This is a genomic window from Pseudomonas sp. NY15356 (genome assembly GCF_048068175.1).
Classification (GTDB): Bacteria; Pseudomonadota; Gammaproteobacteria; order Pseudomonadales; family Pseudomonadaceae; genus Aquipseudomonas; species Aquipseudomonas putida_K.
On the sequence record NZ_JBLUPW010000020.1, the window covers coordinates 32,437 to 56,395 of the forward strand.

At 64.0% G+C, this 23,959-nt stretch carries 22 protein-coding genes and 2 pseudogenes; 14 read left to right on the forward strand and 10 right to left on the reverse strand.

Annotated elements, in window-relative coordinates; all coding sequences use genetic code 11:
• Positions 1 to 9: 9 nt before the first annotated feature.
• Entirely contained in the window at positions 10 to 1,029 is a 1,020-nt protein-coding gene (locus ACNFCI_RS16345) for a branched-chain amino acid aminotransferase (protein WP_084856899.1), read from the reverse strand.
• Between the two features lie 312 nt (positions 1,030 to 1,341).
• Between ACNFCI_RS16345 and ACNFCI_RS16350 the strand changes: the two genes are divergently transcribed.
• From ACNFCI_RS16350 to ureG, 8 genes are read left to right on the forward strand one after another with little or no spacing between them, the layout of a single operon-like run.
• Entirely contained in the window at positions 1,342 to 2,175 is an 834-nt protein-coding gene (locus ACNFCI_RS16350; protein ID WP_368829571.1) for an urease accessory protein UreD, read from the forward strand.
• Between the two features lie 10 nt (positions 2,176 to 2,185).
• Positions 2,186 to 2,488 carry an urease subunit gamma gene (locus ACNFCI_RS16355; RefSeq protein WP_084856901.1) on the forward strand — a complete coding sequence of 101 codons (303 nt, stop codon included), beginning with the start codon at positions 2,186 to 2,188 and terminating at the stop codon, positions 2,486 to 2,488.
• Positions 2,489 to 2,498: 10 nt separating this feature from the next.
• Positions 2,499 to 2,816, forward strand: a complete 318-nt coding sequence (locus ACNFCI_RS16360) for an urease subunit beta (protein ID WP_368829572.1) — start codon at positions 2,499 to 2,501, stop codon at positions 2,814 to 2,816.
• A complete protein-coding gene (gene ureC, locus ACNFCI_RS16365; RefSeq protein ID WP_368829573.1) occupies positions 2,813 to 4,516 on the forward strand; it encodes an urease subunit alpha in 1,704 nt (567 codons plus the stop codon). The genes ACNFCI_RS16360 and ureC overlap by 4 nt, the downstream gene beginning before the upstream one ends.
• Positions 4,517 to 4,526: 10 nt before the next feature.
• Positions 4,527 to 5,000, forward strand: coding sequence for an urease accessory protein UreE (gene ureE / locus ACNFCI_RS16370; RefSeq protein ID WP_368829574.1), 474 nt, complete (start codon positions 4,527 to 4,529; stop codon positions 4,998 to 5,000).
• Between the two features lie 16 nt (positions 5,001 to 5,016).
• Positions 5,017 to 5,562, forward strand: a complete 546-nt coding sequence (locus ACNFCI_RS16375; protein ID WP_368829575.1) for a HupE/UreJ family protein — start codon at positions 5,017 to 5,019, stop codon at positions 5,560 to 5,562.
• Positions 5,562 to 6,236 (forward strand): urease accessory protein UreF, encoded by a 675-nt coding sequence (locus ACNFCI_RS16380; RefSeq protein WP_368829576.1) that lies wholly within the window; start codon positions 5,562 to 5,564, stop codon positions 6,234 to 6,236. Before ACNFCI_RS16375 ends, ACNFCI_RS16380 begins: the two co-directional genes overlap by 1 nt.
• Positions 6,237 to 6,247: 11 nt before the next feature.
• Complete coding sequence (gene ureG, locus ACNFCI_RS16385) at positions 6,248 to 6,871, forward strand: urease accessory protein UreG (protein ID WP_368829577.1); 624 nt, start codon at positions 6,248 to 6,250, stop codon at positions 6,869 to 6,871.
• A gap of 65 nt (positions 6,872 to 6,936) precedes the next feature.
• Here ureG and ACNFCI_RS16390 read toward each other — a convergent pair.
• Positions 6,937 to 7,200, reverse strand: a pseudogene (locus ACNFCI_RS16390) (short chain dehydrogenase); the annotation flags it as partial.
• 178 nt (positions 7,201 to 7,378) lie between these two features.
• Here ACNFCI_RS16390 and sodC point away from each other — a divergent pair.
• The gene (gene sodC, locus ACNFCI_RS16395; RefSeq protein WP_368829578.1) at positions 7,379 to 7,894 is read left to right on the forward strand and encodes a superoxide dismutase [Cu-Zn] SodC; all 516 of its coding nucleotides are present in this window, start codon (positions 7,379 to 7,381) and stop codon (positions 7,892 to 7,894) included.
• A 235-nt stretch (positions 7,895 to 8,129) separates the two neighbouring features.
• On the forward strand, positions 8,130 to 9,035 hold the full coding sequence (locus ACNFCI_RS16400) for a LysR family transcriptional regulator (protein WP_084856998.1): 906 nt from the start codon (positions 8,130 to 8,132) through the stop codon (positions 9,033 to 9,035).
• Positions 9,036 to 9,116: 81 nt separating this feature from the next.
• Here the strand turns inward: ACNFCI_RS16400 and ACNFCI_RS16405 are convergent, their stop codons facing one another.
• Both ACNFCI_RS16405 and ACNFCI_RS16410 read right to left on the reverse strand, forming a co-directional pair.
• Complete coding sequence (locus ACNFCI_RS16405) at positions 9,117 to 9,533, reverse strand: RidA family protein (RefSeq protein WP_368829579.1); 417 nt, start codon at positions 9,531 to 9,533, stop codon at positions 9,117 to 9,119.
• A pseudogene (locus ACNFCI_RS16410) lies at positions 9,533 to 10,889 on the reverse strand (flavin-containing monooxygenase). Before ACNFCI_RS16410 ends, ACNFCI_RS16405 begins: the two are co-directional and overlap by 1 nt.
• Before the next feature lie 299 nt (positions 10,890 to 11,188).
• On the opposite strand from ACNFCI_RS16410, the gene ACNFCI_RS16415 reads away from it, so the two are divergent.
• Entirely contained in the window at positions 11,189 to 11,863 is a 675-nt protein-coding gene (locus tag ACNFCI_RS16415) for a DUF1028 domain-containing protein (RefSeq protein WP_084856919.1), read from the forward strand.
• Positions 11,856 to 13,016, forward strand: a complete 1,161-nt coding sequence (gene argE, locus ACNFCI_RS16420) for an acetylornithine deacetylase (RefSeq protein WP_368829581.1) — start codon at positions 11,856 to 11,858, stop codon at positions 13,014 to 13,016. The genes ACNFCI_RS16415 and argE overlap by 8 nt, the downstream gene beginning before the upstream one ends.
• A 70-nt stretch (positions 13,017 to 13,086) precedes the next feature.
• Here argE and ACNFCI_RS16425 read toward each other — a convergent pair whose 3' ends face one another.
• The 4 genes from ACNFCI_RS16425 to ACNFCI_RS16440 all read right to left on the reverse strand — a co-directional run bounded on the left by ACNFCI_RS16425 (position 13,087) and on the right by ACNFCI_RS16440 (position 19,257).
• Positions 13,087 to 14,460: an APC family permease gene (locus ACNFCI_RS16425; RefSeq protein WP_143515205.1), complete on the reverse strand. Its 1,374-nt coding sequence runs from the start codon at positions 14,458 to 14,460 to the stop codon at positions 13,087 to 13,089.
• A 190-nt stretch (positions 14,461 to 14,650) separates the two neighbouring features.
• Complete coding sequence (locus ACNFCI_RS16430; RefSeq protein WP_368829582.1) at positions 14,651 to 15,922, reverse strand: carbohydrate porin; 1,272 nt, start codon at positions 15,920 to 15,922, stop codon at positions 14,651 to 14,653.
• 122 nt (positions 15,923 to 16,044) lie between these two features.
• On the reverse strand, positions 16,045 to 18,462 hold the full coding sequence (locus ACNFCI_RS16435; RefSeq protein WP_368829583.1) for a glucose/quinate/shikimate family membrane-bound PQQ-dependent dehydrogenase: 2,418 nt from the start codon (positions 18,460 to 18,462) through the stop codon (positions 16,045 to 16,047).
• Between the two features lie 201 nt (positions 18,463 to 18,663).
• A complete protein-coding gene (locus ACNFCI_RS16440; protein WP_084856927.1) occupies positions 18,664 to 19,257 on the reverse strand; it encodes a TetR/AcrR family transcriptional regulator in 594 nt (197 codons plus the stop codon).
• A 102-nt stretch (positions 19,258 to 19,359) separates the two neighbouring features.
• Between ACNFCI_RS16440 and ACNFCI_RS16445 the strand changes: the two genes are divergently transcribed.
• Complete coding sequence (locus ACNFCI_RS16445; protein ID WP_368829584.1) at positions 19,360 to 20,745, forward strand: MATE family efflux transporter; 1,386 nt, start codon at positions 19,360 to 19,362, stop codon at positions 20,743 to 20,745.
• On the opposite strand, the gene ACNFCI_RS16450 is transcribed toward ACNFCI_RS16445, so the two are convergent.
• Positions 20,710 to 22,056 (reverse strand): hypothetical protein, encoded by a 1,347-nt coding sequence (locus ACNFCI_RS16450; RefSeq protein WP_416768061.1) that lies wholly within the window; start codon positions 22,054 to 22,056, stop codon positions 20,710 to 20,712. The two genes, ACNFCI_RS16445 and ACNFCI_RS16450, sit on opposite strands and share 36 nt — an antisense overlap.
• Before the next feature lie 170 nt (positions 22,057 to 22,226).
• The gene (locus ACNFCI_RS16455) at positions 22,227 to 22,838 is read right to left on the reverse strand and encodes a LysE family translocator (protein ID WP_368829586.1); all 612 of its coding nucleotides are present in this window, start codon (positions 22,836 to 22,838) and stop codon (positions 22,227 to 22,229) included.
• 103 nt (positions 22,839 to 22,941) lie between these two features.
• Here ACNFCI_RS16455 and ACNFCI_RS16460 point away from each other — a divergent pair, with 103 nt between their 5' ends.
• The gene (locus ACNFCI_RS16460; protein ID WP_368829587.1) at positions 22,942 to 23,931 is read left to right on the forward strand and encodes a GlxA family transcriptional regulator; all 990 of its coding nucleotides are present in this window, start codon (positions 22,942 to 22,944) and stop codon (positions 23,929 to 23,931) included.
• Positions 23,932 to 23,959: the final 28 nt, after the last annotated feature.

Below are 23,959 nucleotides of genomic sequence, written 5' to 3' on the forward strand. Positions count from 1 at the left end.
GCCGAAGCCTCAGGCGACCTTGACGATCCAGCCTGCTGGCGCTTCGACGTCACCGCTCTGGATACCGGTCAGCTCGTTGTAGAGCTTCTGGGTAACCGGGCCGACTTTTTCCAGGTCATGGAACACGTGCAGCTTGCCGTTGTACTCGATACCACCGATCGGCGTGATCACCGCGGCAGTACCGCAGGCACCGGCTTCGATGAAGCGGTCGAGCTTGTTGATCTCGACGTCGCCCTCGACCACTTTCAAGCCCAGGCGCGAGGCAGCCAGTTCCATCAGCGACAGGCGGGTGATACCTGGCAGCACGGAGGCCGACTTCGGCGTGACGAACTCGTTGTCTTTGGTGATGCCGAAGAAGTTGGCCGAGCCGACTTCCTCGATCTTGCTGTGGGTCAGCGGGTCCAGGTAGATGGCGTCGGCGAAGTTGTTCTTCTTGGCCTCGGCGCCTGGCATCAGGCTGGCTGCGTAGTTGCCACCGACCTTGGCTGCGCCGGTGCCTTGCGGGGCCGCGCGGTCGTAGCTGGAGATCACGAAGTTGTGCGGCTTCATGCCACCTTTGAAGTACGAGCCGACCGGGATGGCGAAGATCGAGAAGATGAACTCGGGGGCGGTGCGCACGCCGATGTTGTCGCCGGTGCCGATCACGAACGGGCGCAGGTACAGGGCACCCTTGCCGTGCGGCGGCACGAAGCGCTCGTTGGCCTTGACCACTTGCTTGCAGGCCTCGATGAACACGTCGGTCGGCACCTGCGGCATCAGCAGGCGGGCGCAGCTGCGCTGCATGCGGGCGGCGTTCTGGTCGGGGCGGAACAGGTTGATCGAACCGTCCTTGCAACGATAGGCCTTCAGGCCTTCGAAGCATTGCTGGCCATAGTGCAGGGCGGTGGAGCCTTCACTGATGTGCAGCACATTGTCTTCGGTCAGGGTGCCTTTGTCCCACTCGCCGTTGCGCCATACGGACAGGTAGCGCTTGTCGGTCTTGATATAGTCGAAGCCCAGCTTGTCCCAGTTAATGCTCTCGTTACTCATGACACCCTCTTGTATTGCCTAGGGCCTGATCGCTCAGGCTGCTTTTATATGCGCACCTCGCCACGATAATACATCCGCCGCGGATCGGAAACGTCCAGTCATGAATTGACGCCAGGTTGTATCGGCTTGGATCTGCAACGCGTTACGCAAAGGGCATGAAAGGTTTCATCAAGGTTCACCTGCAAAGTTGGCCCACTCCCTGCTATATCCCAGCCAGCGAATATTGATCGAATGGTCAGGCCAACGTCGCTGCATGGCGTTGTGCGCGACCTTTCCGATGGCCGTGAGGCCCGGTACAGCAAGGGCTACAGGATGTCGTTGGCAGAGCAGGTCGAACAGAACGGGCAGGAGACAGGCTGGCGTGCGCAGTTGCAATTGCGCTTCATCCAGCGTCAGGGCATGACCTGCCTTGGTGCGCGGCGGCACGTCGGTCCTCTTTTGGTGCAGCGCCCGTTTCACCCCGAAGGCGCGCCGTGCCATGTCTATGTGTTGCATCCGCCTGGCGGCATCGTCGCCGGTGACCGGCTAGCACTGGATGTTCACCTCGAACCGGGCAGCCACGCGCTGTTGACCATGCCGGGGGCGAGCAAGTTCTACCGCAGCATCGGCCCGACCGCGCAGCTCGTGCAGCGTTTCCACCTGGCCGCCGGCAGCACCCTGGAATGGCTGCCTCAGGACAGCATCTTCTTCGACGGGGCCAGGGCCCGCCTCGATAGTCGCTTCACCCTCGAACCCGGCGCCCGGTTGCTGGCCTGGGAGACCCTGTGCCTGGGCCGACCGGTGATGGGCGAGCGTTTCGCGCAGGGAGCCCTGGACAGTCGCCTGCATATCGAAATGCCAGACGACATCGGCCTGCACGAGCGGCTGCGTATCGAAGACGGTCGGCTGGAGAAGCTGGGCGGTCATCCCTTGGTCGCCACTTTCTGCGCCGCGCCTGCAACTGGCGCTGTGCTGGAGAAGGCCAGGCAAGTGCTCGAAGGCCTGGGCAATCCGGCCGGCGCGACCTTGCTTGGGCAGCTACTGGTGATTCGCGTGCTCGACCACGACAACCAACACCTGCAACACACCCTGCAGCGCCTCTGGCACATGCTGCGTCCGGCCGTCCTTGGCCTGGCGCCGTGCCCGCCGCGCATCTGGGCCACCTGAGAGAGACGCCATGGAGCTGACCCCGAGAGAGAAAGACAAACTGCTGCTGTTCACCGCCGCGCTGTTGGCCGAGCGGCGCCTGGCACGTGGTTTGCGGCTCAACTACCCCGAGGCGGTAGCGCTGATCAGCGCCGCAGTGCTGGAGGGTGCGCGCGATGGGCGCAGTGTGGCCGAGCTGATGAGCCTGGGCCGTGAGGTGCTGCAGCGAGAACAGGTCATGGAGGGCGTGCCTGAGATGCTGCATGACGTGCAGGTCGAGGCGACCTTTCCCGACGGCACCAAGCTGGTGACCGTGCATGACCCCATCGTCTAAGGAGCCGAGCATGATTCCCGGAGAAGTCCAGGTCGTAGAGGGCGACATCGAGCTCAATGTCGGCCGCGAAACCCTCAGCCTCAGCGTGGCCAACCATGGCGACCGGCCGGTGCAGGTCGGCTCGCATTACCACTTTCATGAAGTCAACCCGTGCCTGGTCTTCGAGCGTGCGGCGGCACTCGGGTTTCGCCTCGACATCCCCGCTGGCACCGCGGTGCGCTTCGAGCCAGGGCAGGCGCGGACCGTGCAACTGGTGGCCTATGCCGGCAAGCGCGAGGTCTTCGGCTTCCAAAGCAAGGTGATGGGCGCATTGGAGGGCAGGGCATGAGCCGTATTTCCCGGCAAGCCTATGCCGACATGTTCGGCCCTACCGTGGGCGATCGCGTGCGCCTGGCCGATACCGCCTTGTGGGTCGAAGTGGAAAAGGACTTCACGATCTACGGCGAGGAGGTCAAGTTCGGCGGCGGCAAGGTCATCCGCGACGGCATGGGGCAAGGTCAGATGCTCGCCGCCGAAGCCATGGACCTGGTGCTCACCAATGCCCTGATTATCGACCACTGGGGCATCGTCAAGGCCGACATCGGCGTCCGGAGCGGGCGTATTGCCGCCATCGGCAAAGCGGGCAACCCCGACGTGCAGCCCGGTGTCACCGTGCCGATTGGCCCGGGCACGGAAGTGATCGCCGCCGAGAGCAAGATCGTCACCGCAGGCGGCATCGACTCGCATATCCATTTCATCTGCCCGCAGCAGGTGGAGGAAGCATTGACCAGCGGCGTCACCACCTTCATCGGCGGCGGTACCGGGCCGGCCACGGGCACCAATGCCACCACCTGCACCCCCGGGCCCTGGTACCTGGCGCGCATGCTCCAGGCCGCCGACAGCCTGCCGATCAACATCGGCCTGCTGGGCAAGGGCAACGCTTCACGCCCCGAAGCGCTGCGCGAACAGATCGCCGCCGGCGCGGTGGGCCTGAAGCTGCATGAGGACTGGGGCTCCACGCCCGCCGCTATCGATTGCTGCCTGGGCGTGGCCGAGGAGCTGGATATCCAGGTGGCGATCCATACCGACACCCTCAACGAGTCCGGCTGCATCGAAGACACCCTGGCGGCCATCGGCGATCGCACCATCCATACCTTCCACACCGAAGGCGCCGGCGGTGGCCATGCGCCGGACATCATCCGCGCGGCGGGGCAGGCCAACGTGCTGCCGTCGTCCACCAACCCGACCTTGCCCTATACGGTCAACACCGTGGACGAGCACCTGGACATGCTGATGGTCTGCCATCACCTGGACCCGAGCATCGCCGAAGACGTGGCCTTCGCCGAATCGCGCATTCGCCGCGAAACCATCGCCGCAGAGGACATCCTCCACGACCTGGGCGCCTTCGCCATGACCTCGTCCGACTCCCAGGCCATGGGCCGGGTCGGCGAGGTGGTGCTGCGCACCTGGCAGGTGGCCCACCAGATGAAGCTACGCCGCGGGCCCCTGGCACCGGACAGCGGCTACAGCGACAACTTCAGGGTCAAGCGCTACATCGCCAAGTACACCATCAACCCGGCTCGGACCCACGGCATCGCCCATGAAGTGGGCTCGGTGGAAGTGGGCAAGCTGGCGGACCTTGTGCTGTGGTCGCCAGCGTTCTTCGCGGTCAAGCCGGCCCTGGTCATCAAGGGCGGGATGATCGCCACGGCGCCGATGGGGGACATCAACGGTTCGATCCCGACCCCGCAGCCGGTGCATTACCGGCCCATGTTCGGTGCCCTGGGCGCAGCGCGGCATGCCACGCGCATGACCTTCCTGCCACAGCTGGCGATGGACCGTGGGCTGGCCGACGAGCTGGGCCTGTGCAGCCTGATCGGCGTGGCCCACGGCTGCCGGCGGGTGCGCAAGGCCGACATGGTCCACAACAGCCTGCAACCGCACATCGAAGTCGATGCCCAGACCTATCAGGTACGGGCCGATGGTGAACTGCTGGTATGTGAGCCGGCCCGCGAGCTGCCACTGGCCCAACGTTATTTCCTGTTCTGAAGGAGTGCCCATGATTGTCCTGACCCGCCGGATCGCCGAAGCCGACACGGTGACCGGCACCGTAACCCTGGATGTGGACCGGCGCATCAAGAGCCGTTTGCGCGTAACCCTGGACGATGGGCGCGAAGCCGGGCTGATGCTCGAGCGCGGCCACCTGGTGCGTGGCGGCGAACTGCTCGCCGATGCTCAAGGTTCGCAGGTGGTGAGGGTCGTGGCGGCCCCCGAGCAGGTATCCACGGTGCGTTGCGTCGACCCGTTGCTGCTGGCCCGTGCTGCGTATCACCTGGGCAATCGCCACGTGCCGCTGCAGATCGAGCCGGGCCTGTTGCGCTACCAGCACGACCCGGTGCTGGACGACATGCTGTACGGCCTGGGCCTGGCCGTGATCACTGAAGAGGCGCCGTTCGAACCTGAAGCGGGCGCCTACCAAAGTACTCCCCATACCCACGGGCATCGTTTCGTGCGCTTGCCTGCCCATTCCTGACCTCAAGGCGTTTTCAATGAAAAAGATTTTCACCCTGGTTCTTCTGCTGGTGGCGCTACCGGCGGTCGCCCACCCAGGCCATGACGGCAATCCCCTGCAAGATGGCCTGCTGCATCCGCTGACCGGTCTCGATCACCTGCTCATGCTACTGGGCACCGGCGTACTGGCGGCCTTGACCCGGCGCAGCCTGAGCTTGCCGCTGGCCACCCTGGCGGCGATGTTCACGGGCGCTGTGTGCGGGCATTTCTTCGGTGATGTGGTGGGCATGGAGACGATGATCGCCGTGTCCCTGTTGGTGGCCGCCGGCGCCGTGTTGCTGCCCAGCCGCCAGTTGATGTTGGCGCTCGCCATGCCGTTGTTCGCCCTGTTCCATGGCTGGGCCCATGGCGTGGAAGCGACGCCAAGCGCTTTCTGGCTGTTCAGTGCCGGCTTCGTCACGGTCAGCGGCTTGCTGTTGCTGGCAGGTTTCGCGGTGGGGTGCCTGTTGCGCCGCCATCAACGGCTGCAGAAAGCGTTCGGTGGCGGCCTGCTGGCTGGTGCGGCCTTGGTGCTGGCCGGCTGATGAAGAACGATATGGCGCTGTTGCGCCTGCTGCAACTGGCGAGCCCCGGCCTGCCGGTGGGCGGCTTCACCTATTCCCAAGGCCTGGAATGGGCTGTGGAGGCCGGCTGGGTGCACGATGTCGCGAGCTTCGCCGCTTGGCAACGCGAGCAGTTGCACGACACCCTCGGTTTTCTCGATTGGCCGGTGCTGGCGCGGCTCTACCAGGCTTGCCTGGACGATGATGCCGAATGCTTCGACCACTGGAGCCGCTTCCTGCTGGCCAATCGGGAAACCGCCGAGCTGCGGCTGGAAGAGCAGCAGCGTGGCAGCGCGTTGGCGCGCATGCTCGACGGTTGGCAACTGGGCCAGGCACCGGCCTGGCGTGCAGGCCTTGAGCGCTGTCAGTTGGGCGGCATGGCCTGGCTTGGCGCGCATTGGTCGATCCCACTGCGCCAGTTGGCCCTGGGCCATGGCTATGCCTGGCTGGAAGGGGCGGTGATGGCGGGCGTCAAGCTGGTGCCGTTCGGCCAGCAAGCCGCCCAGACGCTCCTGCGAGACCTGGGCGAGGCGCTACCTGCCGTACTCGAAGACGCCCTGGCCCTTGATGACGAGCAGCTCGGCGGCGGCCTGCCGCTGCTGGCGATCGCCTCGTCACGCCACGAAACCCAATACACCCGTTTGTTCCGATCCTGAGGACTGCCTTGATGCAACATTACCAACAACCCCTGCGTGTCGGTGTCGGCGGCCCCGTCGGCTCCGGCAAGACTGCACTGCTCGAAGCCCTGTGCAAGGCCATGCGCGATCGCTACCAGATCGCCGTGGTGACCAACGACATCTACACCAAGGAGGACCAGCGCATCCTCACCGAGGCCGGCGCCCTGGAGCCCGAGCGCATCGTCGGTGTGGAGACCGGCGGCTGCCCGCATACCGCCATTCGCGAAGATGCCTCGATGAACCTCGCTGCCGTGGAAGCGCTGGCGCGCAAATTCGGCAACCTCGAGGTGATCTTCGTGGAGAGCGGCGGCGACAACCTGAGTGCGACGTTCAGCCCGGAGCTGGCAGACCTGACCATCTATGTGATCGATGTGGCCGAGGGCGAGAAGATCCCGCGCAAGGGTGGGCCTGGCATCACCAAATCGGATTTCCTGGTGATCAACAAAACGGACCTGGCCCCCTATGTCGGCGCTTCGCTCGAGGTCATGGCCAGTGACACCCGACGTATGCGGCCGGAGCGGCCCTGGACCTTCAGCAACCTCAAGCAGGGCGAAGGGGTGCAGACGGTGATCGATTTCATCGTCGAACGTGGGATGCTGGGCGTCAGGCACTGAGTGCCCTCGGGTGTACGTCAAAGCCCTTTGCGTGCATCCGTCGGGTGGCCTTGTAGCGAGCCTTCGAGCTTGAGGGTCGTCCCGTCGGCCAGGGTCAGTACCAGATCCTCGATGGTCCCGGCCAGGCGATCCGGGAAGATGGGCTGACCGTCGGGGTCGACATCGTCGTAATAGAACCGCGTGCCCTCAAGCCAACCGAGGGCGGTCTGCAGGTCGGGGCCGAGGTAGTACTTGCCGTCGAGGAAGAAGCCGGTGAACTGCCAGGTGCGCTCTTCGTTATCCACTGTATAGCGTTCGCCGGGTTGCATGCCGGTTTTGGGATCGAGCATTCGATGAACCTCCGAGGGTGGTAGGTATTGGGTAGAAAACACCTCCTGCACAGAGGTTCCTTACAAAGGACGGAAGTGTTTCTGACTGTGGCGCGATGGAATCGCTGGCAGCCTGCGCAGTCCCACCTGATAGGTGGGCATGTATGAAGCCCGATTTCCCTCGCCATGGAGAAATGTCATGAAAGCAGTGGTAATGGCCGCATTGCTGGCCAGCGCCGGCCTCGCCCAGGCCGCCCAGACGGTGGAATTGAAACTGGCTGGCCCGGATGGCCCGGGCAAGCCGATCGGCACGGTCACCCTCGAACAGGGCAAGTACGGCACCTTGCTCACTCCGGACCTCAAGGACTTGCCACCCGGTGTGCACGGTTTCCATTTGCACCAGCGCCCCTCGTGCGACCCTGCCGAGGAAAACGGCAAGCCGGTGCCGGCCGGTGCCGCAGGCGGGCATTGGGACCCGGATGCGACCAATGCGCACAAAGGCCCCTATGACGACAGCGGCCACCGCGGCGACCTGCCGGCGCTGTATGTCGGCGCCGACGGCAAGGCCATGACGCCGGTATTGGCGCCCCGACTCAAAGCCGAGGATTTCAAGGGCCATGCCCTGATGGTGCATGCCGGTGGCGACAACCACAGCGATCACCCCGAGAAGCTGGGCGGCGGTGGCGCCCGGGTTGCCTGCGGGGTCGTTCAGTAGGGGCTGGAGGGTCTGTAGGAGCGGGCTTGTCCCGCGATCAAGGGCGACGTCCTTGCCATGCAAGCACGGTAACCGGGCCGGCCAATCGCGGGGCAAGCCCGCTCCTACAGGCTCCATGGAAAATATGCTCAAGCCATAGGCAAATCCTTGGCCACCTTAGCGCCGGACAGCCCGGCGCTAAGGTATGGTGGCAGGAAAAATCCCGCGCGCCGCCCACGGCGCCAGAGAGGTGCCTGTGGCTTCCTACACCTTGCGTCAACTCAAGTACTTCGTCACCACCGTGGAAGCGGGCAGTGTCGCCGAGGCGTCACGCCAGCTGTACATCGCCCAGCCGTCCATCTCCACGGCCATCAAGAGCCTGGAGGAAAGCTTCGGTGTGCAATTGTTCATCCGTCACCATGCCCAGGGCGTGTCGTTGACACCCAGCGGCAAGCGCTTCTATGCCAAGACCAAGGCCCTGCTGCAGATGACCCATGAATTCGAGCAGAACGCCTTGGCCGACAACGACACCGTGGCCGGGCAGATCGACATCGGGTGTTTCGAGACCGTGGCGCCGTTGTACCTACCCAGGTTGATCGCCGGCTTTCGCGAGCGCTACCCAGGCGTGGATATCCGTTTGCGCGATGGTGAGCAGCAGGACCTGATCCAAGGGCTGACTGCCGGTACCTTCGACCTGGCATTGCTCTACGACCACGACCTCGATGGCACCATCGAGGCCGAGCCACTGATGGCGCCGCAGAAGCCCTACGTATTGCTGCCGGAGAAACACCGCTTCGCCGGCCAGGCCCAGGTGTCCCTGCGTGACTTGTGTCCGGAGCCGATGATCCTGCTCGACGTGGCGCCGAGCCGAACCTATTTCGTCAGCCTGTTCAACGAGATGGGCCTGACGCCGAACATCGTCTTCAGCTCGCCGTCGATCGAGATGGTGCGGGGGATGGTGGGGCAGGGGTTCGGTTTTTCGCTGTTGGTGACCCGGCCGCATTCGCCCTACACCTACGACGGCCAGCGCTTGGTGACCGTGGATATCGCCGAGCCGGTGGCATTGTCGGGGCTCGCGGCGGCGCGGCTGAAGCGCGTGCAACTGACCAAGCCGGCGCAGTTGTTCGTGGAGTTCTGCCGGGAGCAGTTGGAGCAGCTATAAAAACATCGCGGGACAAGCCCGGGCCTACATCCTTGTACCGGGCTTGCCCCGCGATTGGGCCGCAGGGCGGCCCTTGTCGCATCACACCTGATCAGGTATCACGGCGATCACATCGATTTCCATCAACCATTCAGCCTGTGCCAACCCCGCCACCACCAACCCGGTGGAGATCGGGAACACGCCCTTGAGCCACTTGCCGACTTCCTGGTACACCGGCTCACGAAAGCGTGGGTCGGTGATGTAGGTGGTGGTCTTGACGATGTGCGACAAGTCCGAACCCGCTTCCTCGAGCAACTGCTTGACGTTCTTCATCGCCTGGTGGGCCTGGGCACGGGGGTCGCCCAGGCCCACCAGGCGGCCTTCGAAGTCGGTGCCGACCTGCCCCCGTACATAGACGGTGTTGCCGGCGCGTACCGCCTGGCAGAGGTCGTTGTCCAGCGTCTGGTTGGGGTAGGTCGCCTTGGTGTTGAACATGCGGATACGGGTATGGGTAGGCATCAGAGTGCTCCGAAGGTGCTGACTTTCTTGATCGAGGAAGGCGTCTGTACGGCATCCGCTTCGCGCTGCCGGCGATCGCGGTAGGCCTGGTAGGTACGTTGGGTGGCGATGTGGCCGGCCACATGCTTGGCGTCGTGCCACACACCCCAGATGAACGACGAGCCGCGACGTGACAGCCAGGGCAGGCCGAGGAAGTACACGCCAGGTTCACGGGACACCCCGCGTTGGTGCTGTGGCTTGCCGTTGGCATCGAAGGTGTCGACCTGCAGCCAGCTGAAGTCCACGCCATAGCCGGTGGCCCAGATGACGGTGCGCACGCCTGCCTTGGCCAGGTCCAGGTCACGCAGCGGGTTGGTGATGCAGTCGGGGTCTGGCAGGCGCTTGCGGGCCTCGGGCTCCGCCGGCAGGTCCAGGCCGTTGCGCTCGACGTAGGCATCGGCCGCGTCCAACAAGGCCAGGTAGTTTTCGTCGCCGCGACGGATGTTGTCGGCCAGATCCGCCTGGAAGCGCACCACGCCGTTGTCGAACGACTGGGTCAGGCCGACCAGAGTCATGCCCTGGTGGGCCAGGGCGCGGAAGTCCACGGTATGGCCGCCGCGGGCACCGCTGACGGCGATGGTCACATGTTCACGGCCGGGCTTGGCGATCTCGGCGTCCCATTCGCCGAGCACACCCAGCCACCAGCAGAAATCGCGGTTGCGGTAGCTGCGCGGTGGCCGGTCATGGGCACCCACCGACAAATACACCTGGCGCCCAGCGCGCATCAGCTCTTCGGCGATCTGCACCCCGGAAGAGCCCGCGCCAACCACCAGCACGGCGCCCTCGGGCAGTTGCGCGGGGTTGTAGTAGGCGGCGGAGTGGATCTGGTGCAGGCGTTCGTCCTTCGGCGCGATGGCTGGGATCACCGGGCGTTGGAACGGCCCGGTGGCAGCTACCACGCGGTTGGCGCGGACCACCCCTTCACTGGTTTCGATGGTGAAGCCCGGGCGATCGGTGTTGCGTACCACGCGCTTCACGTCGACGCCGGTGCGCACGGGCAGGTTGTACGTGCGGACATAGGTCTCGAAATAATCGGCGACCTGGTCCTTGCCGGCGAAGGCGTCCGGGTCCAGGTCGAATTCCAGGCCTGGGAAGCGGTCGTGCCAGACCGGGCCGTTGGCCACCAGCGAGTCCCAGCGCCCGGTGCGCCAGGCTTCGGCGATGCGCTTGCGTTCGAGCACCAGGTGCGGCACGCCGAGTTTGCTCAGGTGTTCGCTCATGGCCACGCCGGCCTGGCCGGCGCCGACCACGAGGGTGTCGATTTCAAGAGTGTTCAATGTCATGTCAAAGCCCTTCTTCGAAGGCGGTTTTATTCAGGTCGGTGGGGTACCGCCTTTGCCTGGGGCCAGACTAGGGACGCCGCTTGGAACGCGAAAATATTATTTAGCTAATGCTTGCCCATAAATTAACGAAGGCCTTGACCTGCGGGGCTTCAAGGTGTGTTCAGAGACTTTGGGGGAGCGCATTTCCTCTGTTTTGTTGACGTAGTTTTTTGCTTGCCAAGTCCTAGGAAAAAGTTGGTTTCGTGGGCCGTTGGCTTTTGCCCAAAATGCATTTACCCGCGCGAAAAGTTGTTGTTTGGCGGGCATCGAACAGACCCTCAGGAGCCTTGGAACATGACCTTTTCCATCATCGGCCGCTGCCCGGAAACCGGACAGCTCGGTATCGCCATCAGCTCGTCGAGCATCGCCGTGGGGGCTCGTTGCCCCTGGGTGCGCGCTGGCGTTGGCGCGGTGGCCACGCAAAACATCACGTTGCCGGCCTTGGGCCCTCAAGTCCTGGACGCTCTGGAGCACGGGCAGGCGCCGAGCACAGCCCTGGAACAGGTGCTCAGGGCCAATGGCTGGAGCGAGTACCGCCAGGTGACGGTGATCGACAGCCAGGGCCAGGTGGCCCTGTTCACCGGCAGGGAGGCGCTGGGTGTGCACAACGCGGTGGCCGGCCAACAATGTGCGGCAGCGGGTAACTTGTTGTCCTCTATCCATGTGATCGCGGCGATGGTCGAGGCTTTCGAGCACGCTGCGGGGCACCTGGGCGATCGTTTGCTGGTGGCCATGCACGCCGCAATGGCTGCCGGTGGCGAAGCGGGGCCGGTGCATTCGGCCGCGATGAAGATTGCCGGTGACCTGACCTGGCCGCTGGTCGACCTGCGGGTCGACTGGGCCGACGACGATCCCATCGGCGCCTTGGGCAAACTGTGGCAAGCCTATCGTCCACAGATGCAGGATTACGTGACCCGTGCGCTGGACCCCACCGCTGCGCCCAGCTATGGGGTGCCGGGCGATGAGTGAGTCAAGCAGCCGCGACCTGCTGGCGCGGCTGGTGGGTTTTGCCACCGTCAGCCGCGACTCCAACCTGGAGCTGATCGACTTCATTGGCGATTACCTGGCCGGGTTGGGGGTGGCGTGCGAGCTGTTTCTCAACGACGAAGGCAGCAAGGCCAACCTGTTCGCCACCATCGGCCCTCAGGACCGCGGCGGTGTGGTGCTGTCCGGGCATACCGACGTGGTACCGGTGGATGGGCAGGCCTGGACGGTCGAACCGTTCACCTTGACCGAGCGCGATGGACGTCTCTACGGGCGTGGCACCGCCGACATGAAAGGCTTTATCGCATCGGTGCTCGCGGCGGTACCTGCATTCCTCGCCCAGCCATTGAAACTGCCGGTGCACCTGGCGTTTTCCTACGACGAAGAGGTCGGCTGCCTGGGCGTGCGCTCCATGCTCGCCGCCCTCGAGCAACGTGCACACAAGCCACGGCTGTGCCTGATCGGTGAGCCCACCGAACTCAGGCCGGTGCTCGGGCACAAGGGCAAGTTGGCCATGCGCTGCCAGGTACAGGGCGCAGCCTGTCATTCGGCCTATGCACCCTATGGTGTAAATGCCATCGAATACGCTGCGCAGTTGATCGGTAAGCTGGGCCAGATCGCTGACAGCCTGGCTCGACCCGAGCACCACGATGAACGCTTCGATCCGCCGTTCTCTACGGTACAGACCGGTGTGATCAAGGGGGGCAGGGCGTTGAACATCGTCCCGGCCGACTGCGCGTTCGACTTCGAGGTGCGCGCCTTGCCCGGTTTCGAGGCCCAGACCGTGGTCGACCAGCTGCAGGCCTATGCCCATGCCGAGTTGTTGCCGCGTATGCGTGCGGTGAGCGCCGACAGCGACATCCGCTGGCAACCGCTCAGTGCCTACCCAGGATTGGCAACGCCGGCCGACAGCGAGGCGGCGCAACTGGTGGCGCTGCTCAGTGGTTCGGATGCGTTCGGCACCGTGGCGTTCGGCACCGAAGGCGGGCTGTTCGATCAGGCGGGTATCCCGACCGTGGTATGTGGGCCGGGCAGCATGGACCAAGGGCACAAGCCAGATGAGTTCATCAGTCTCGAGCAGTTGCGTGGGTGCGATGCAATGTTGTTGCGGTTGGTGGAGCTCTTGAGCGTTGGCTGAGGCTTGTACTGACGCTATCGCGGGCTTGCCCCGCGATAGCGTCAGTTCAGCCAACAAAAGCCGGCCAGGTTTACATCGCCTCAGGCTTGAACAGCGGCTTCTTCATCACCCCCTTGATCCACACCACCGCGATCAGCGAAACGACCGCCAGCACCACCCCGGCAACGCCAAAGATCCTGCCGCTCATCTCGGGGCTCGGCGAGGCATACCAGATCGCATACAGCATCCCGCCGATGCCGAACACTTGCGGCAGTGGATAGAACGGCGTGCGGAACGGACGCGCCAAATGCGGGTAGCGCTGGCGCAGGGCAATGACATCCAGGTGCACGATGATGTACGCCAGCAACCAGGCCAGAGCAGCGGAAAGCAGCAGCAGGTTGATGGCGGCGGCATTCTGACCCATCACCAGGATCGGCAGGCCGGTGATGGCCGCGACGAACAGCACCGCTACCCAGGGCGTATTGGCGCGGACGCTGAGCCGCTTGAACTGCGGGAACGCCTGGCCGTTGCAAGCCATGCCGTAGAGCATCCGCGGAATGGCTGCCAGCGAGGTGTTGAGGGTACTGCAGGTGGCAGTGACCGCCGCGATCACCAGGAACACTTCGCCGGTCTTGCCGAACACGGTGGTGGCGAACAGGTAATGCGGCAGGGCATCGGCAGACAGTGCCTGGCGTGGCACCAGGAACAGCGCACCCAGGCCATACAGGGCGATGGTGGCGAAAATCACGGTCAGGCCGATCATCATCGAACGCGGGATATTGCGCTCCGGCTTGCGGGTTTCCTCTACCAGCGAACAGACGAACTCGGCGCCGACGAAGCCCCACACGGCCATGGCCGTCAATGCCAGCACGCCAGCGCCCATGGGGTTCCAATCGCCTTGCTGCAGCGCATGGGTAGCGCCGGCGTCATGGCCTTCATGGATGGCCGCGATGCCAAGGATCAGCAGCACGATGACCATCACCACCGCCATGGCGTTCTGCAGCTTGGCGAAGATGTCGATGCCCATGAGGTTGAGCACGGTGAACAGGCCAAGCACGGCGAAGGCCACCGAGAATTGCGGGAAGACGCCCGGGTAGACCTTGCCGACGATCAGGTCGAGCAGCAGCAGTTCGGCCGACAGGGCGAACATGGCCACCACCACATAGCCGGAAAAGGTCGCCAGGATGGCCGGGAAGTGGCCCAGGGCGACTTCGGTGTAGCTGGAGAGGCTGCCGGCGCGGGGTATGAGCAAGGCCAGCTCGGAGAACGAGCAGGCATAGCTCAGCGCCAGCAAATAGGCCAGGCCCAGCGGCACGATGAAGCCAAGGCCTGCGGCACCGACCCCTTGCAACATCATCACCATCACACCCTGTGACACCACCAGGCCGATGGCCACGGCCAACAACGAACCTAACCCCAATACCCGGCGAAAGCCGGCTTGATTCGCCTGCGCGGTGGCAGGCATGGACGCACTCGTACTCATCGTGTTCACCGCTCTTTGTTGTTGTAGTTGCGGCGAATACTGGAGCAGGGGACGGGAACGGAAAATTATTAAAAATATGTTCGGTAGGTAGGAAAAAGTTGGGTAGGCCTGGCGATGCCCCTCTAGGCGCAGCCTTGTGCCGCGATGGTCGCAAAGCGGCACAAGGCACGGTTCAGAACGTCGCCTTGACCTGCAGCCCCACGACCAGCGCATTGTCGATATCTTGCCCGGAGAAGGCCCCCGGCTCGATGATGTACTGCACATCCGGCCGCAGGTTCAGCCACGGCGTGGCCTGATAGCCATAGCTCAGCTCGATCAGTTGCTCGGCACTGTCGAGGTCGGGGAAGCCCTGCCCGGTGGCGAGCGCCGCATCCTGTAGCACATCGCGGCTACGCGGGTTGGGCACCGCGCGACCATAACCCAGGGCCAGGGTGTCGCGCGGGCGACCCTCGAACGGCTTGTACAGCACCACGCCCGCGCCATACCACTTGGTGAACGGCGACGCGGCCTTGCTCGAGGCTGAGTACTGGCCAAAGGCATGCAGGGTGCGCCCAGGCGATGTGGGGTCGTTCCACACGGCCTGGTCGACCAGCAGGTAGTGGCCGCCGCGACCGGATACTTCCTTGTCGCTGCCGATGCGCTTCACGTCGGAGCTGTCGTAGTAGTAGCCGAGCTTGTACTCGCCGGGCAATTCGCCCTGCAGCTTGTACACCAGCTCCACTGGCACCACGGTCCCGGTGGTGTGCCGCGGCCCCAGGTGCCAGGCGCGGCTGGAATCACCGTTGCTTTCGGGGTCGACATTGAACGCCGCCACGCGCAATTGCCAGGCGGGCGACAGGTCGTACTTCACCCGCACGCCCAGATGGGCGTTGGGGTAGTTGGTCCAACCGCTGCCACCGGACATGTTCAGCGGGTGGCCACAGAAGCCTGCGTTCATGAAGTTGCACAGGATGCCGCTGTCCAACCCGCCCAGGTCGTTGCCCATGGCCATGTAGCCGAGCTTGACGTTCAGGGCCGGGGTGAACAGCGTGCGCTCGTAGCTCAGTTCGGTCAGGCGGGTATACAGGCCGCCGTAGTTTTCCTGGATCGGCAGGCGGTTGCCCACGAGGTCTTCGGAGGCGCTGTTGCCGCGGCGATCGTTGAGGGTCAGCTGGACCTTGCCGCCGTTGTCCAGGCCGTAGAGCCTGGAGAGATCGAACTGCACGCCGAGCTTGAGGTTCTGTGAGTAGCGCGCGGAACGGTGCAGGCCGCCATGGGCGTTGTAGGCGGTTTCGCCGCTGTAGTCGCCGGTGAACCTGATGCCGTCTTCTTCGAGCTGGTGGCGCAGGCCGCCCCAGTCACCGGTCAAGGTGTTGCGGGTCGTCAGGTCGCTGCTGGCCAGGGCGGTGGTACTGGCCAGGGTCAAGAACAGGGCAGTGGGGGTGACGCGAAAAACGGGTGGCATTGCAAAATCTCGGGTTGTCAGTATGAGGCCAATCGCCGGCAAACCGGCTCCCACAGATTCCACTGTTACAGGTGGCGCACAGACGTTGTGGGAGCCGGCTTGCCGGCGATTGGGGCGGTGATCTATGGCAAGGCGTAGGCCATCACATAGTCGCCACGGTCGGTGGACTGCCGCGCACCGCCTGCCGTAACCACCACGTATTGCTTGCCGGTCTTGGGCGAGACGTAGGTCATCGGGCCGCCCTGGCTGCCCACGGGCAGGCGAGCCTTCCAGATCTCGTTGCCGTTGCTGCTGTCGTAGGCGCGCAGGTAGAAGTCCTGGGTGCCGGCGATGAACACCAGGCCGCCTTGGGTGGACAGGGTGCCGCCGAGGGTCGGCAGGCCGATCTTGATCGGCAGGTGCATGCGGATACCGAGGGGGCCGGTGTCTTCGACGGTGCCCACCGGTACCTGCCAGGCCACCTGACGGGTCTTCATGTCGATGGCAGTAAGGGTGCCGAACGGCGGCGCCTGGCAAGGGATACCGGCCACCGACAGGAAGCGGTTCTTGTTCACCGCGTAAGGGGTACCCTTGAGCGGCACGGCGCCCATGCCGGTGTTCAGCGCTTCACCCCCGGAGGCGGCCTGGCCTTTGTTCTGCGACGGGATCATCTGGATCCACAGACCCAGGCGCATGTCGTTGACGAAGATGAAGCCATGCACCGGATCGGTGGAAATGCTGCCCCAGTTCATGCCGCCCAGCGAGCCGGGGAAGCTCAGCGACAGATCGGTGCCCGGCGCAGTGTACAAGCCGTCATAGCGCATCTGCTTGAAGTCGATGCGGCACAGCAGCTGGTCATAGGGGGTGGCACCCCACATATCCGACTCGGTGAGGGTCTGTGCGCCGATCTGTGGCATGCCGACAGACTTCGGTTGGGTCGGCGAATACGGCTCGTTGGGGATGTTGCCTGGCTTGACCGGTACTTCGTCGACCTGGGTCAGCGGCGCACCGGTGGCGCGGTCCAGTACGTAGATCTGGCCGGCCTTGGTGCCGATTACCACGGCCGGGACGGTCTTGCCATCGTCCCGGGTGAAGTCGATCAGGCTCGGCTGCATCGGCAGGTCGAAGTCCCACAGGTCGTTGTGCACGGTCTGGAACACCCATTTCTGATCGCCTGTGCTGGCGTCCAGGGCCAGTACCGAAGCGCCGTAGGTGTGGTCCAACCGGCTGCGCTCGACACCATAGATGTCGGTGGAAGAACTGCCCATCGGCAGGAAGACGGTATTCATCGAGGGGTCGTAGGACATCGGCGCCCAGCTGTTGGGCGTGCTGCGCACGTAGGTGGCGTCGCCTTGCGGCGCGTTACGCTGCTGCGGGTTGCCGGGGTCGAAGGCCCAGCGCATTTGCCCGGTGATCACATCGAAACCACGGATGACACCGCCTGGCATATCGGTCTGGACGTTGTCGGCCACACGACCGCCGACCACCACGGTGGTGCCCGCCATCAGCGGGGCGGAGGAGAGCTGGTAGTACGAGTCCGGGACATCGCCCAGGCCCGCCTTCAGGTCGACCTGACCATTGTCGCCGAAACCTTCGCAGAATTCGCCGCTGTCGGCGTCGACCGCGATCAACCGGCCATCGATGGTATTGGTCAGCAGCCGGCGCTGGCAGTTCGCGCCGGCCGGTACATGAGCGGTGGCAATTGGCGAGCTGTCGGGTTGGGTGGGCTGGGCGATCGGTGCGGTGGCGTCGAAGTAGGCCATGCCGCGGCAACGCTGCCAGACTTTGGACTGGGCATTGATCGCGTGCTTCCAGATTTCCTTGCCGGTGTCGGCATCCAATGCGATGAGGTTGTTGTGCGGGGTGCAGACGAACACCTTGTCACCCACCTGCAGCGGTGTCAGTTGGTCTTCGGCGCCGTTGCCGTCGCTCAGCGCCACATCGCCTGTGCGGTAGGTCCAGGCGACCTGCAGCTTGTCGACATTGTCGCGGTTGATCTGGTCCAGCGCGGCGAAACGGCTGCCGCCTTCGGTGTTGCCATAGTGGGCCCAGTCTTTCTGCGCCTTGGCCGGCTCGACGGGAGTCAGGCCCGGGCCCTTGCCGGTCGGGGCAACGCTTGGGTGGGCGACGAACATGTTGCCGGCAGCAACCGCCAACGCAACGGCCAGTACCGCCGCCACGCGGTATGCGCCTGGACCGGCCTTGCCACCATTGGCGCGCATCAGTACCGGGTACACCAGCGCAACCACCAGGCCGATGGCTGCGAACATGAACAGCCGCGAGAACAGCGGCCAGAACACCAGGCCCGCATCGAGCACGGCCCAGATAGCCGTACCGATCAAGAATGCAGCGAACAGCCAGGCGCCTGCCGGCTTGCGCCGTGCGATGAGCACGCCGGAAATAGCCATGGCCAAGCCGCCGACCAGGAAGTACCAAGAGCCTCCCAGCCCCGCCAGTTTGACGCCGCCAGCGGCCAGGAGGAGGCCGAGCAGGGCGATGACCACGCCCAGGCCGACCAGGAGGAAAGTTGAAGCGCCAGGGGCGCGAGGTGATTGTGACATTGCCAGTGTTCTCGCAGGTGGGACGGTGCGCAGTTTAGGCCTTTCAAAAGATAATTAACAAGTTAGTACATAATTTTTCGAGGCGAATTGTCGCAGGGGATATGACCCGGTTTTGTCACGAACAGGCGATGAAAAAATAGATTTTCGCTGGAAAGCTGGCGCTAATTCATGGTTTTGAACAATGGTCGCATTGGCTGGAAATCAGCGGCGCAACCCCTCCATCAGGCACTTCAAAGCCCCTTTGACCTGTTCTGCCGCCGCTTGGGGGTCGTCCTGGGCGACCACCCACATGCCACTCTCACCCATGGCACCATTGATCAGGTGCGCCATGGCGACCGGGTCGAAGTCCCGCAGCACGCCGGCTCGTTGCAGCTGCGCCAGCCCTTCGACCATTGGCCCTATATAGCTTTGCTCTTCCAGTTCGCGCAACCGTGGGCCGAGCACTGCCGGGGCATCTTGCAGGAGGATGCGGCGCAGGGCGGGGTCGTGGAGCAGGTCGTAGTAATACAGACAGGTGTCGAGGTAACCGTCCCAGGGATCGCTGTGGGTGGCGAAGCGTTCATCCAGGGCCAGGTTGATCTCATCGAGCAATGCGGTCACCACCGCCGTGAACAGGCCGGCCTTGCCGCCGAAGTGGTGGTGCAGGGCGCCACGGGTCAGGTCGGCTTCGGCACACAAGTCGTCCATGACCACTGCTGCAAAGCCTTTCTCCGCGAACTGGCGGCGCGCGACGGCGATCAATCGTTCTGTGGTCTCTGCGCTCATGGCAGCGCGGCTGCGGCGGGTAACGGGCATGGATAGCGTCCGGCTGAATACGATGCGCTGAAATTAACATACGTTGCGTATGTAATTAACAACTATTAGCATACGTAGCGTATGTAAATAGAGGTTCGTGTCATGTCTGCAACGCTTCAGCGCCGAAACACCACTTGGCTGGATGAGCTCCCCGCCCTGTTGCGTCTGGCCCTTCCTTTGGTGCTTGGCCTTTCTGCCAGTGAGCTGATCAGCCTGACCGATACGCTGATGCTCGCTTCGCTCGGGACGGTGGTGCTGGCCTGTGTATCGCTCGCCGCCAGTACCGGCTTGATCTTCCATGCTGGCTTGTACGGGATGCTCGCCACCCTCAGCGTGCGCGTGGGGCATGCCTTCGGTGCCGGTGACACCGCTGCCGTGGCGCGAACGTTGCGCGCCGGCCTGGGCTACGGGTTACTGGCAGGTATCCTGGGCTGCCTGGCCATGCTCGCCCTCCTGCCGGTGTTGCAATGGGCGGGCGTACCGTTGCCGGATGAGCAGTTGCTCACGCCTTATTGGCAGGCAATGGCTGTGTTCCTGATCCCGTTCTGCCTGGCGGTGGTGTTCAAGGACGTACTGGAAGCCATTGGTCGGCCCTGGGTGGCAGTGGTGATCGTGATGAGCGCCGTGGTGTTCAACGTTCCCCTGAGCTATGCCTTGATCCATGGCCATTTCGGCTTGCCGGCGCTGGGGTTGCTGGGCGCCGGCATTGCCAGCGTATTGGCCGAATCCCTGGCAGTGCTGCTGGCATTCACCTACTGGTGGCTGGCGCCGTCGTTGGCGGTCTATCGGTGCCCGGCACGCGGAAAGCAGTTGGCCTGGCGCACATTGTTGAACGAGGGCTGGCCACTGGGCCTGGGTTACCTGGCCGAAGCCGGTGCGGTGGTGATCGCCGCCTGGATGCTGGGATGGTTGGGCTCCGCGGCGTTGGCTGCCAACCAGATCGTGCAGTCGATCGGCTCGTTGTTGTACATGCTGCCTCTGGGCATGGCCGCTGCGGTGAGCATCCGTATCAGCCAGGCTCAGGGGCGCGGTGAAAATGCGCGGATCAACGCCATCGGCAGCGCCACGTTCACCAGCGTGACAGCCTGGATGGTTGCCAGCACCCTGCTGCTGGCGTTGTTCGGCCGGCGTATCGCCGAGGCCATGAGCGATGACCCGCAGGTCATCGCTATCGCCGTGCCGATGTTCGTGGTCGTGGCCGCCATGCAGGTGGCCGATGGTCTGCAATCCACCGCCTTGGGCGCCTTGCGCGGCTTGCAGGATTACCGCTGGCCGGTGGGGGTAACGCTGGTCAGCTACTGGCTGCTGGCGTTGCCGTTGAGCTTTGGCCTGGCGTTTCATTCGCCGTTGGGCGCTGTCGGTGTGTGGGTCGGCTTTGCCTGTGGCCTGGCGGTGGCTGCGGTTTTGCTGCCGTGGCGCTTCTACCGCCTACAGTCACAGGCTGCCTCACGGTCAGTCGATGGTCAGGTTGTCCAGCACAATGCGTGAACCGTCCTCCATGCTGCTCGTCAGGCGAATCACTTCAGGGGCCGTCACCGACACGGTGTGGCGCCCGAAGCGCATAGGCCCCACCGCTTCAGCCTCCACCAGCACCGTCTCACGACCGCTGGTGAGCTCGGTGACGCTGCAATAGCTGTTGCAACCCCAGGAAAATTCGACCGTTCGCGTACCGGTATGATTACCGTTCGGGTCCACGGGGAAATCCAGCAGATTGTCTACGACCAGGTAGTTACCCGTAATCAGCGGGTTGCCAAGGTTCGAATCCTGGATCTCGATCAGCTCGGAGGCGGTGGCGGCGAAACCCATACCGCCTGAAACCAGGTCCGCAGGTGATCCAGGGGGGATGTCTTCGAAATCCACTTCCAGGCGAGGTGCCGACAGGCCCACCGCCTGGTCCGCCTCGAGGAAGCTGATTACGGTGGTTGCGTGTCGGTCCTGTGGAAAGGCCAGGCGTATGAGCGGCAGTGTCTGCCCGTATTGTTCGAAATAGCGCGTCTGGTCGATGCGTGCCTTGGCTCTGGATTCCAGGCTTCGCGCTGGATAGAAAAATGAATGCAGCGGCAGTTGGGCGCCGTCGCCGGTTCGCCAGCTGGAAAGCATCAATTCGTCGAAGGTTTCCCAGGAAAGGCCCGTAAGGCCCTGATGCGCGTCGATCGACGCCTTGAACCAGGCGGCGGTCGCCTCTCGCCCTTCGCGAATGTCCCAGCCGCAAACCTTGTTGGTGGTCGCAGTCTTTGAATATTTGGTCAACCAGCCCGACGCGCTGTGGATGTTGAGGTTCTGGCAGGTGTCGGTCAGTTCGGGGGCGTCCGGCATCGGGCCGCAGCCTTGCAGGTCAGGGCGTTGCCACGTATCGGCATTGATCGGGAACGAGCAGAGCACCTTGATGCTGTCGAGCCTATCGGGTGGCGTGGCATGGCCGGGATAGAAAATGAAACCGTTCCAGTTTTCCCAGGTCCTGGCGAACGTATGGTCGCGCCTTAGCCAGGAGAAGGACACGCCACCCAGCGCGATGGCTCCGGGGCTTGGATCCCAAGGCAGGAAGTTCGGGTTGGTGTCGGTCGCACGGAGCATCAGGCCGCTGCACAGGTGCGCGGGTTTGTCGGGGCCGCCGCAATCGTCGGGTGTTGCAGCGAACCAGGCGTTCAGTTCGCGGGCGGCCTTGGCGCCCCGTTGGCTCAAGTCGCCCACAGGCGCTTCGGCAAATGCTGGCTGGGTGTCGGAAAGGGGTGGGGTGCTGGTGGCGTGTACCTGGCTACTCAAGGCCAGCGCGCCGAGGATATAGGCCAGAGGGCGCATCGTGAGGTCTCGTCGGTTTCTGGAGCCGGTTGGAGGTCAACCGCGTAGAAGACGAGTGTCGGCCGCATGCCCTACCAACGATACAGCCATTAGCTGACATTCTTGGGCTACTTGGCTGAAAGCCCTGTAGCTCAAAACCGATAATGGGCTGCCCCGCGTGCCGTTCGGCGTCAGCGCCCCAACGGCAAGGCCACGCCGATCAATGCGAACAATGTCCCGCAGCAGCGGTTGAAGCCGCGCCCGCCCTTGGTCAGCCAGGGGCGTACGCCCAGGGCCAGGCGCGCCAGCAGGTACTCGACGAGAAACTCCACGCTGACGAACGTTGCGGCCATGATCAAGAACTGAATCGCCAGCCCGCGTTGCGGGTCGATGAATTGCGGCAGGAAGGCGCCGTAGAACAGCAGTACCTTGGGGTTGGCCACGGCGCAGAGGAAACCCTGGCGGAACAAGCCACCATTGCCCACGCGTGGGCTGCCGACGGCAAGTTCCAGACGCATGGCCGGGCTGCGCCAGAGTTGGATGCCCAGCCATAGCAGATAGGCCCCGCCAACCCACTTGAGCACCTGCAGCAACGAGGCCGAGGTGTGCAGCAAGGCGCTCAGGCCGAACATGGCCAGGGCGATCAGGGCGCCGAAGCCGAACACGCCACCTACGATGGTGAACAACGTGCGGCGGGCGCCATAGAGCGCGCCATGGGTCAGGGCCAGCAGGCTGTTCGGACCGGGGGTCAACGACAGGCCTATGCTGGCCAGCAGATAGAGAAGCCAGGTATCCAATGCCATGAGCAGCGCCTTAGGGTAGGGACGGGCGCCAGTCTAGAGCACGAAGCGTCGTTTGAAGGGTAATATTAGGACATTCCATGGTGTTTTCTGGACGTGTTTTTCAATGACACCCGATATCCGACTGTTGATCCTTCCCCTGCCGGAATTCGCCTTGCTGCCGTTCGGCGCCTTCCTCGACAAGTTGCGTTTCAGCGCCGACGATGAGGATTACAGCCGCCAGCGTTATTGCAGTTGGGCATTGTTGGGCCTGGACGCGCAGCCCGTGTCCTCAAGCAGCGGTGCAGTGGTACAGGTGGACGTGATCGCGCAGCAGGTGGCGTTCAAGGGCTACGATTACCTGGTGCTGTTCGGCGGGCGCAGTGCCGCTGCAACGGCTGCCCTGGCGCCGTCTTACCGGGCACTGCTCAAACGTGCTGTGCGAGCTGGAGTGAAGCTGGTTTGCGTCGATAACGCAGCGTTTCTCCTGGCCGCCTGCGGCCTGCTCGATGGCCACAAAGTCGTGGTGCATTGGCGGCACGAAGCTGAATTTCGCGCAGCGTTCCCCCACCTGCAGGTGCAACGCGAACAGCTGTACTGTTTCGATGGTGCACGTATCAGCTGTGCCGGCGGGACCGCAGCCATCGACCTGGCCGTGGAGCTGCTGTCACGGGCCTGCGGGCGAGCCCGTGCACTCAAGGGCCTGGCTGACATGCTGGTGGACGAGACCCGAGACAGCCGTCATGCCTTGCGTTCGCTGGACGCCGGGGCAGGGCAGCAGGGGCGTCAGGTCCAGCGTGCCACTGCGCTGATGCGCCATCACTTGGGCACCTCGCTGTCGATCGAGCAATTGGCGGCCGAGCTTGGCATCAGCCGCCGCCAGTTGGACCGCCAGTTCCAGGCCAGCCACGGGATGAGCGCCAAGGCCTGGTGGCAGGAGCTGCGCCTGCAGCAGGCGCGCTGGCGATTGATCAACACAAGCCACAGCCTGGCGCAGATTGCCGATGAGGTGGGGTTGGGAGATGCCAGCTACCTGGGCAAGTGCGTACGGCGACGGTTTGGTTGTACAGCGTTGGCGTTGCGGCAGGGTTTGCCGCGACAGCCGCGGGGGCGGTGAGATCGAGCGTAGCGCTCGATGCGCCGCG

What these genes read in the sequence shown, in the direction of transcription:
- ACNFCI_RS16345 (WP_084856899.1), bottom strand. Translation starts at nt 1,029, where the DNA reads ATGAGTAACGAGAGCATTAACTGGGACAAGCTGGGCTTCGACTATATC.
- ACNFCI_RS16350 (WP_368829571.1), top strand. Translation starts at nt 1,342, where the DNA reads ATGTCGTTGGCAGAGCAGGTCGAACAGAACGGGCAGGAGACAGGCTGG.
- ACNFCI_RS16355 (WP_084856901.1), top strand. Translation starts at nt 2,186, where the DNA reads ATGGAGCTGACCCCGAGAGAGAAAGACAAACTGCTGCTGTTCACCGCC.
- ACNFCI_RS16360 (WP_368829572.1), top strand. Translation starts at nt 2,499, where the DNA reads ATGATTCCCGGAGAAGTCCAGGTCGTAGAGGGCGACATCGAGCTCAAT.
- ureC (WP_368829573.1), top strand. Translation starts at nt 2,813, where the DNA reads ATGAGCCGTATTTCCCGGCAAGCCTATGCCGACATGTTCGGCCCTACC.
- ureE (WP_368829574.1), top strand. Translation starts at nt 4,527, where the DNA reads ATGATTGTCCTGACCCGCCGGATCGCCGAAGCCGACACGGTGACCGGC.
- ACNFCI_RS16375 (WP_368829575.1), top strand. Translation starts at nt 5,017, where the DNA reads ATGAAAAAGATTTTCACCCTGGTTCTTCTGCTGGTGGCGCTACCGGCG.
- ACNFCI_RS16380 (WP_368829576.1), top strand. Translation starts at nt 5,562, where the DNA reads ATGAAGAACGATATGGCGCTGTTGCGCCTGCTGCAACTGGCGAGCCCC.
- ureG (WP_368829577.1), top strand. Translation starts at nt 6,248, where the DNA reads ATGCAACATTACCAACAACCCCTGCGTGTCGGTGTCGGCGGCCCCGTC.
- sodC (WP_368829578.1), top strand. Translation starts at nt 7,379, where the DNA reads ATGAAAGCAGTGGTAATGGCCGCATTGCTGGCCAGCGCCGGCCTCGCC.
- ACNFCI_RS16405 (WP_368829579.1), bottom strand. Translation starts at nt 9,533, where the DNA reads ATGCCTACCCATACCCGTATCCGCATGTTCAACACCAAGGCGACCTAC.
- ACNFCI_RS16415 (WP_084856919.1), top strand. Translation starts at nt 11,189, where the DNA reads ATGACCTTTTCCATCATCGGCCGCTGCCCGGAAACCGGACAGCTCGGT.
- argE (WP_368829581.1), top strand. Translation starts at nt 11,856, where the DNA reads ATGAGTGAGTCAAGCAGCCGCGACCTGCTGGCGCGGCTGGTGGGTTTT.
- ACNFCI_RS16425 (WP_143515205.1), bottom strand. Translation starts at nt 14,460, where the DNA reads ATGCCTGCCACCGCGCAGGCGAATCAAGCCGGCTTTCGCCGGGTATTG.
- ACNFCI_RS16430 (WP_368829582.1), bottom strand. Translation starts at nt 15,922, where the DNA reads ATGCCACCCGTTTTTCGCGTCACCCCCACTGCCCTGTTCTTGACCCTG.
- ACNFCI_RS16435 (WP_368829583.1), bottom strand. Translation starts at nt 18,462, where the DNA reads ATGTCACAATCACCTCGCGCCCCTGGCGCTTCAACTTTCCTCCTGGTC.
- ACNFCI_RS16440 (WP_084856927.1), bottom strand. Translation starts at nt 19,257, where the DNA reads ATGCCCGTTACCCGCCGCAGCCGCGCTGCCATGAGCGCAGAGACCACA.
- ACNFCI_RS16445 (WP_368829584.1), top strand. Translation starts at nt 19,360, where the DNA reads ATGTCTGCAACGCTTCAGCGCCGAAACACCACTTGGCTGGATGAGCTC.
- ACNFCI_RS16450 (WP_416768061.1), bottom strand. Translation starts at nt 22,056, where the DNA reads ATGCGCCCTCTGGCCTATATCCTCGGCGCGCTGGCCTTGAGTAGCCAG.
- ACNFCI_RS16455 (WP_368829586.1), bottom strand. Translation starts at nt 22,838, where the DNA reads ATGGCATTGGATACCTGGCTTCTCTATCTGCTGGCCAGCATAGGCCTG.
- ACNFCI_RS16460 (WP_368829587.1), top strand. Translation starts at nt 22,942, where the DNA reads ATGACACCCGATATCCGACTGTTGATCCTTCCCCTGCCGGAATTCGCC.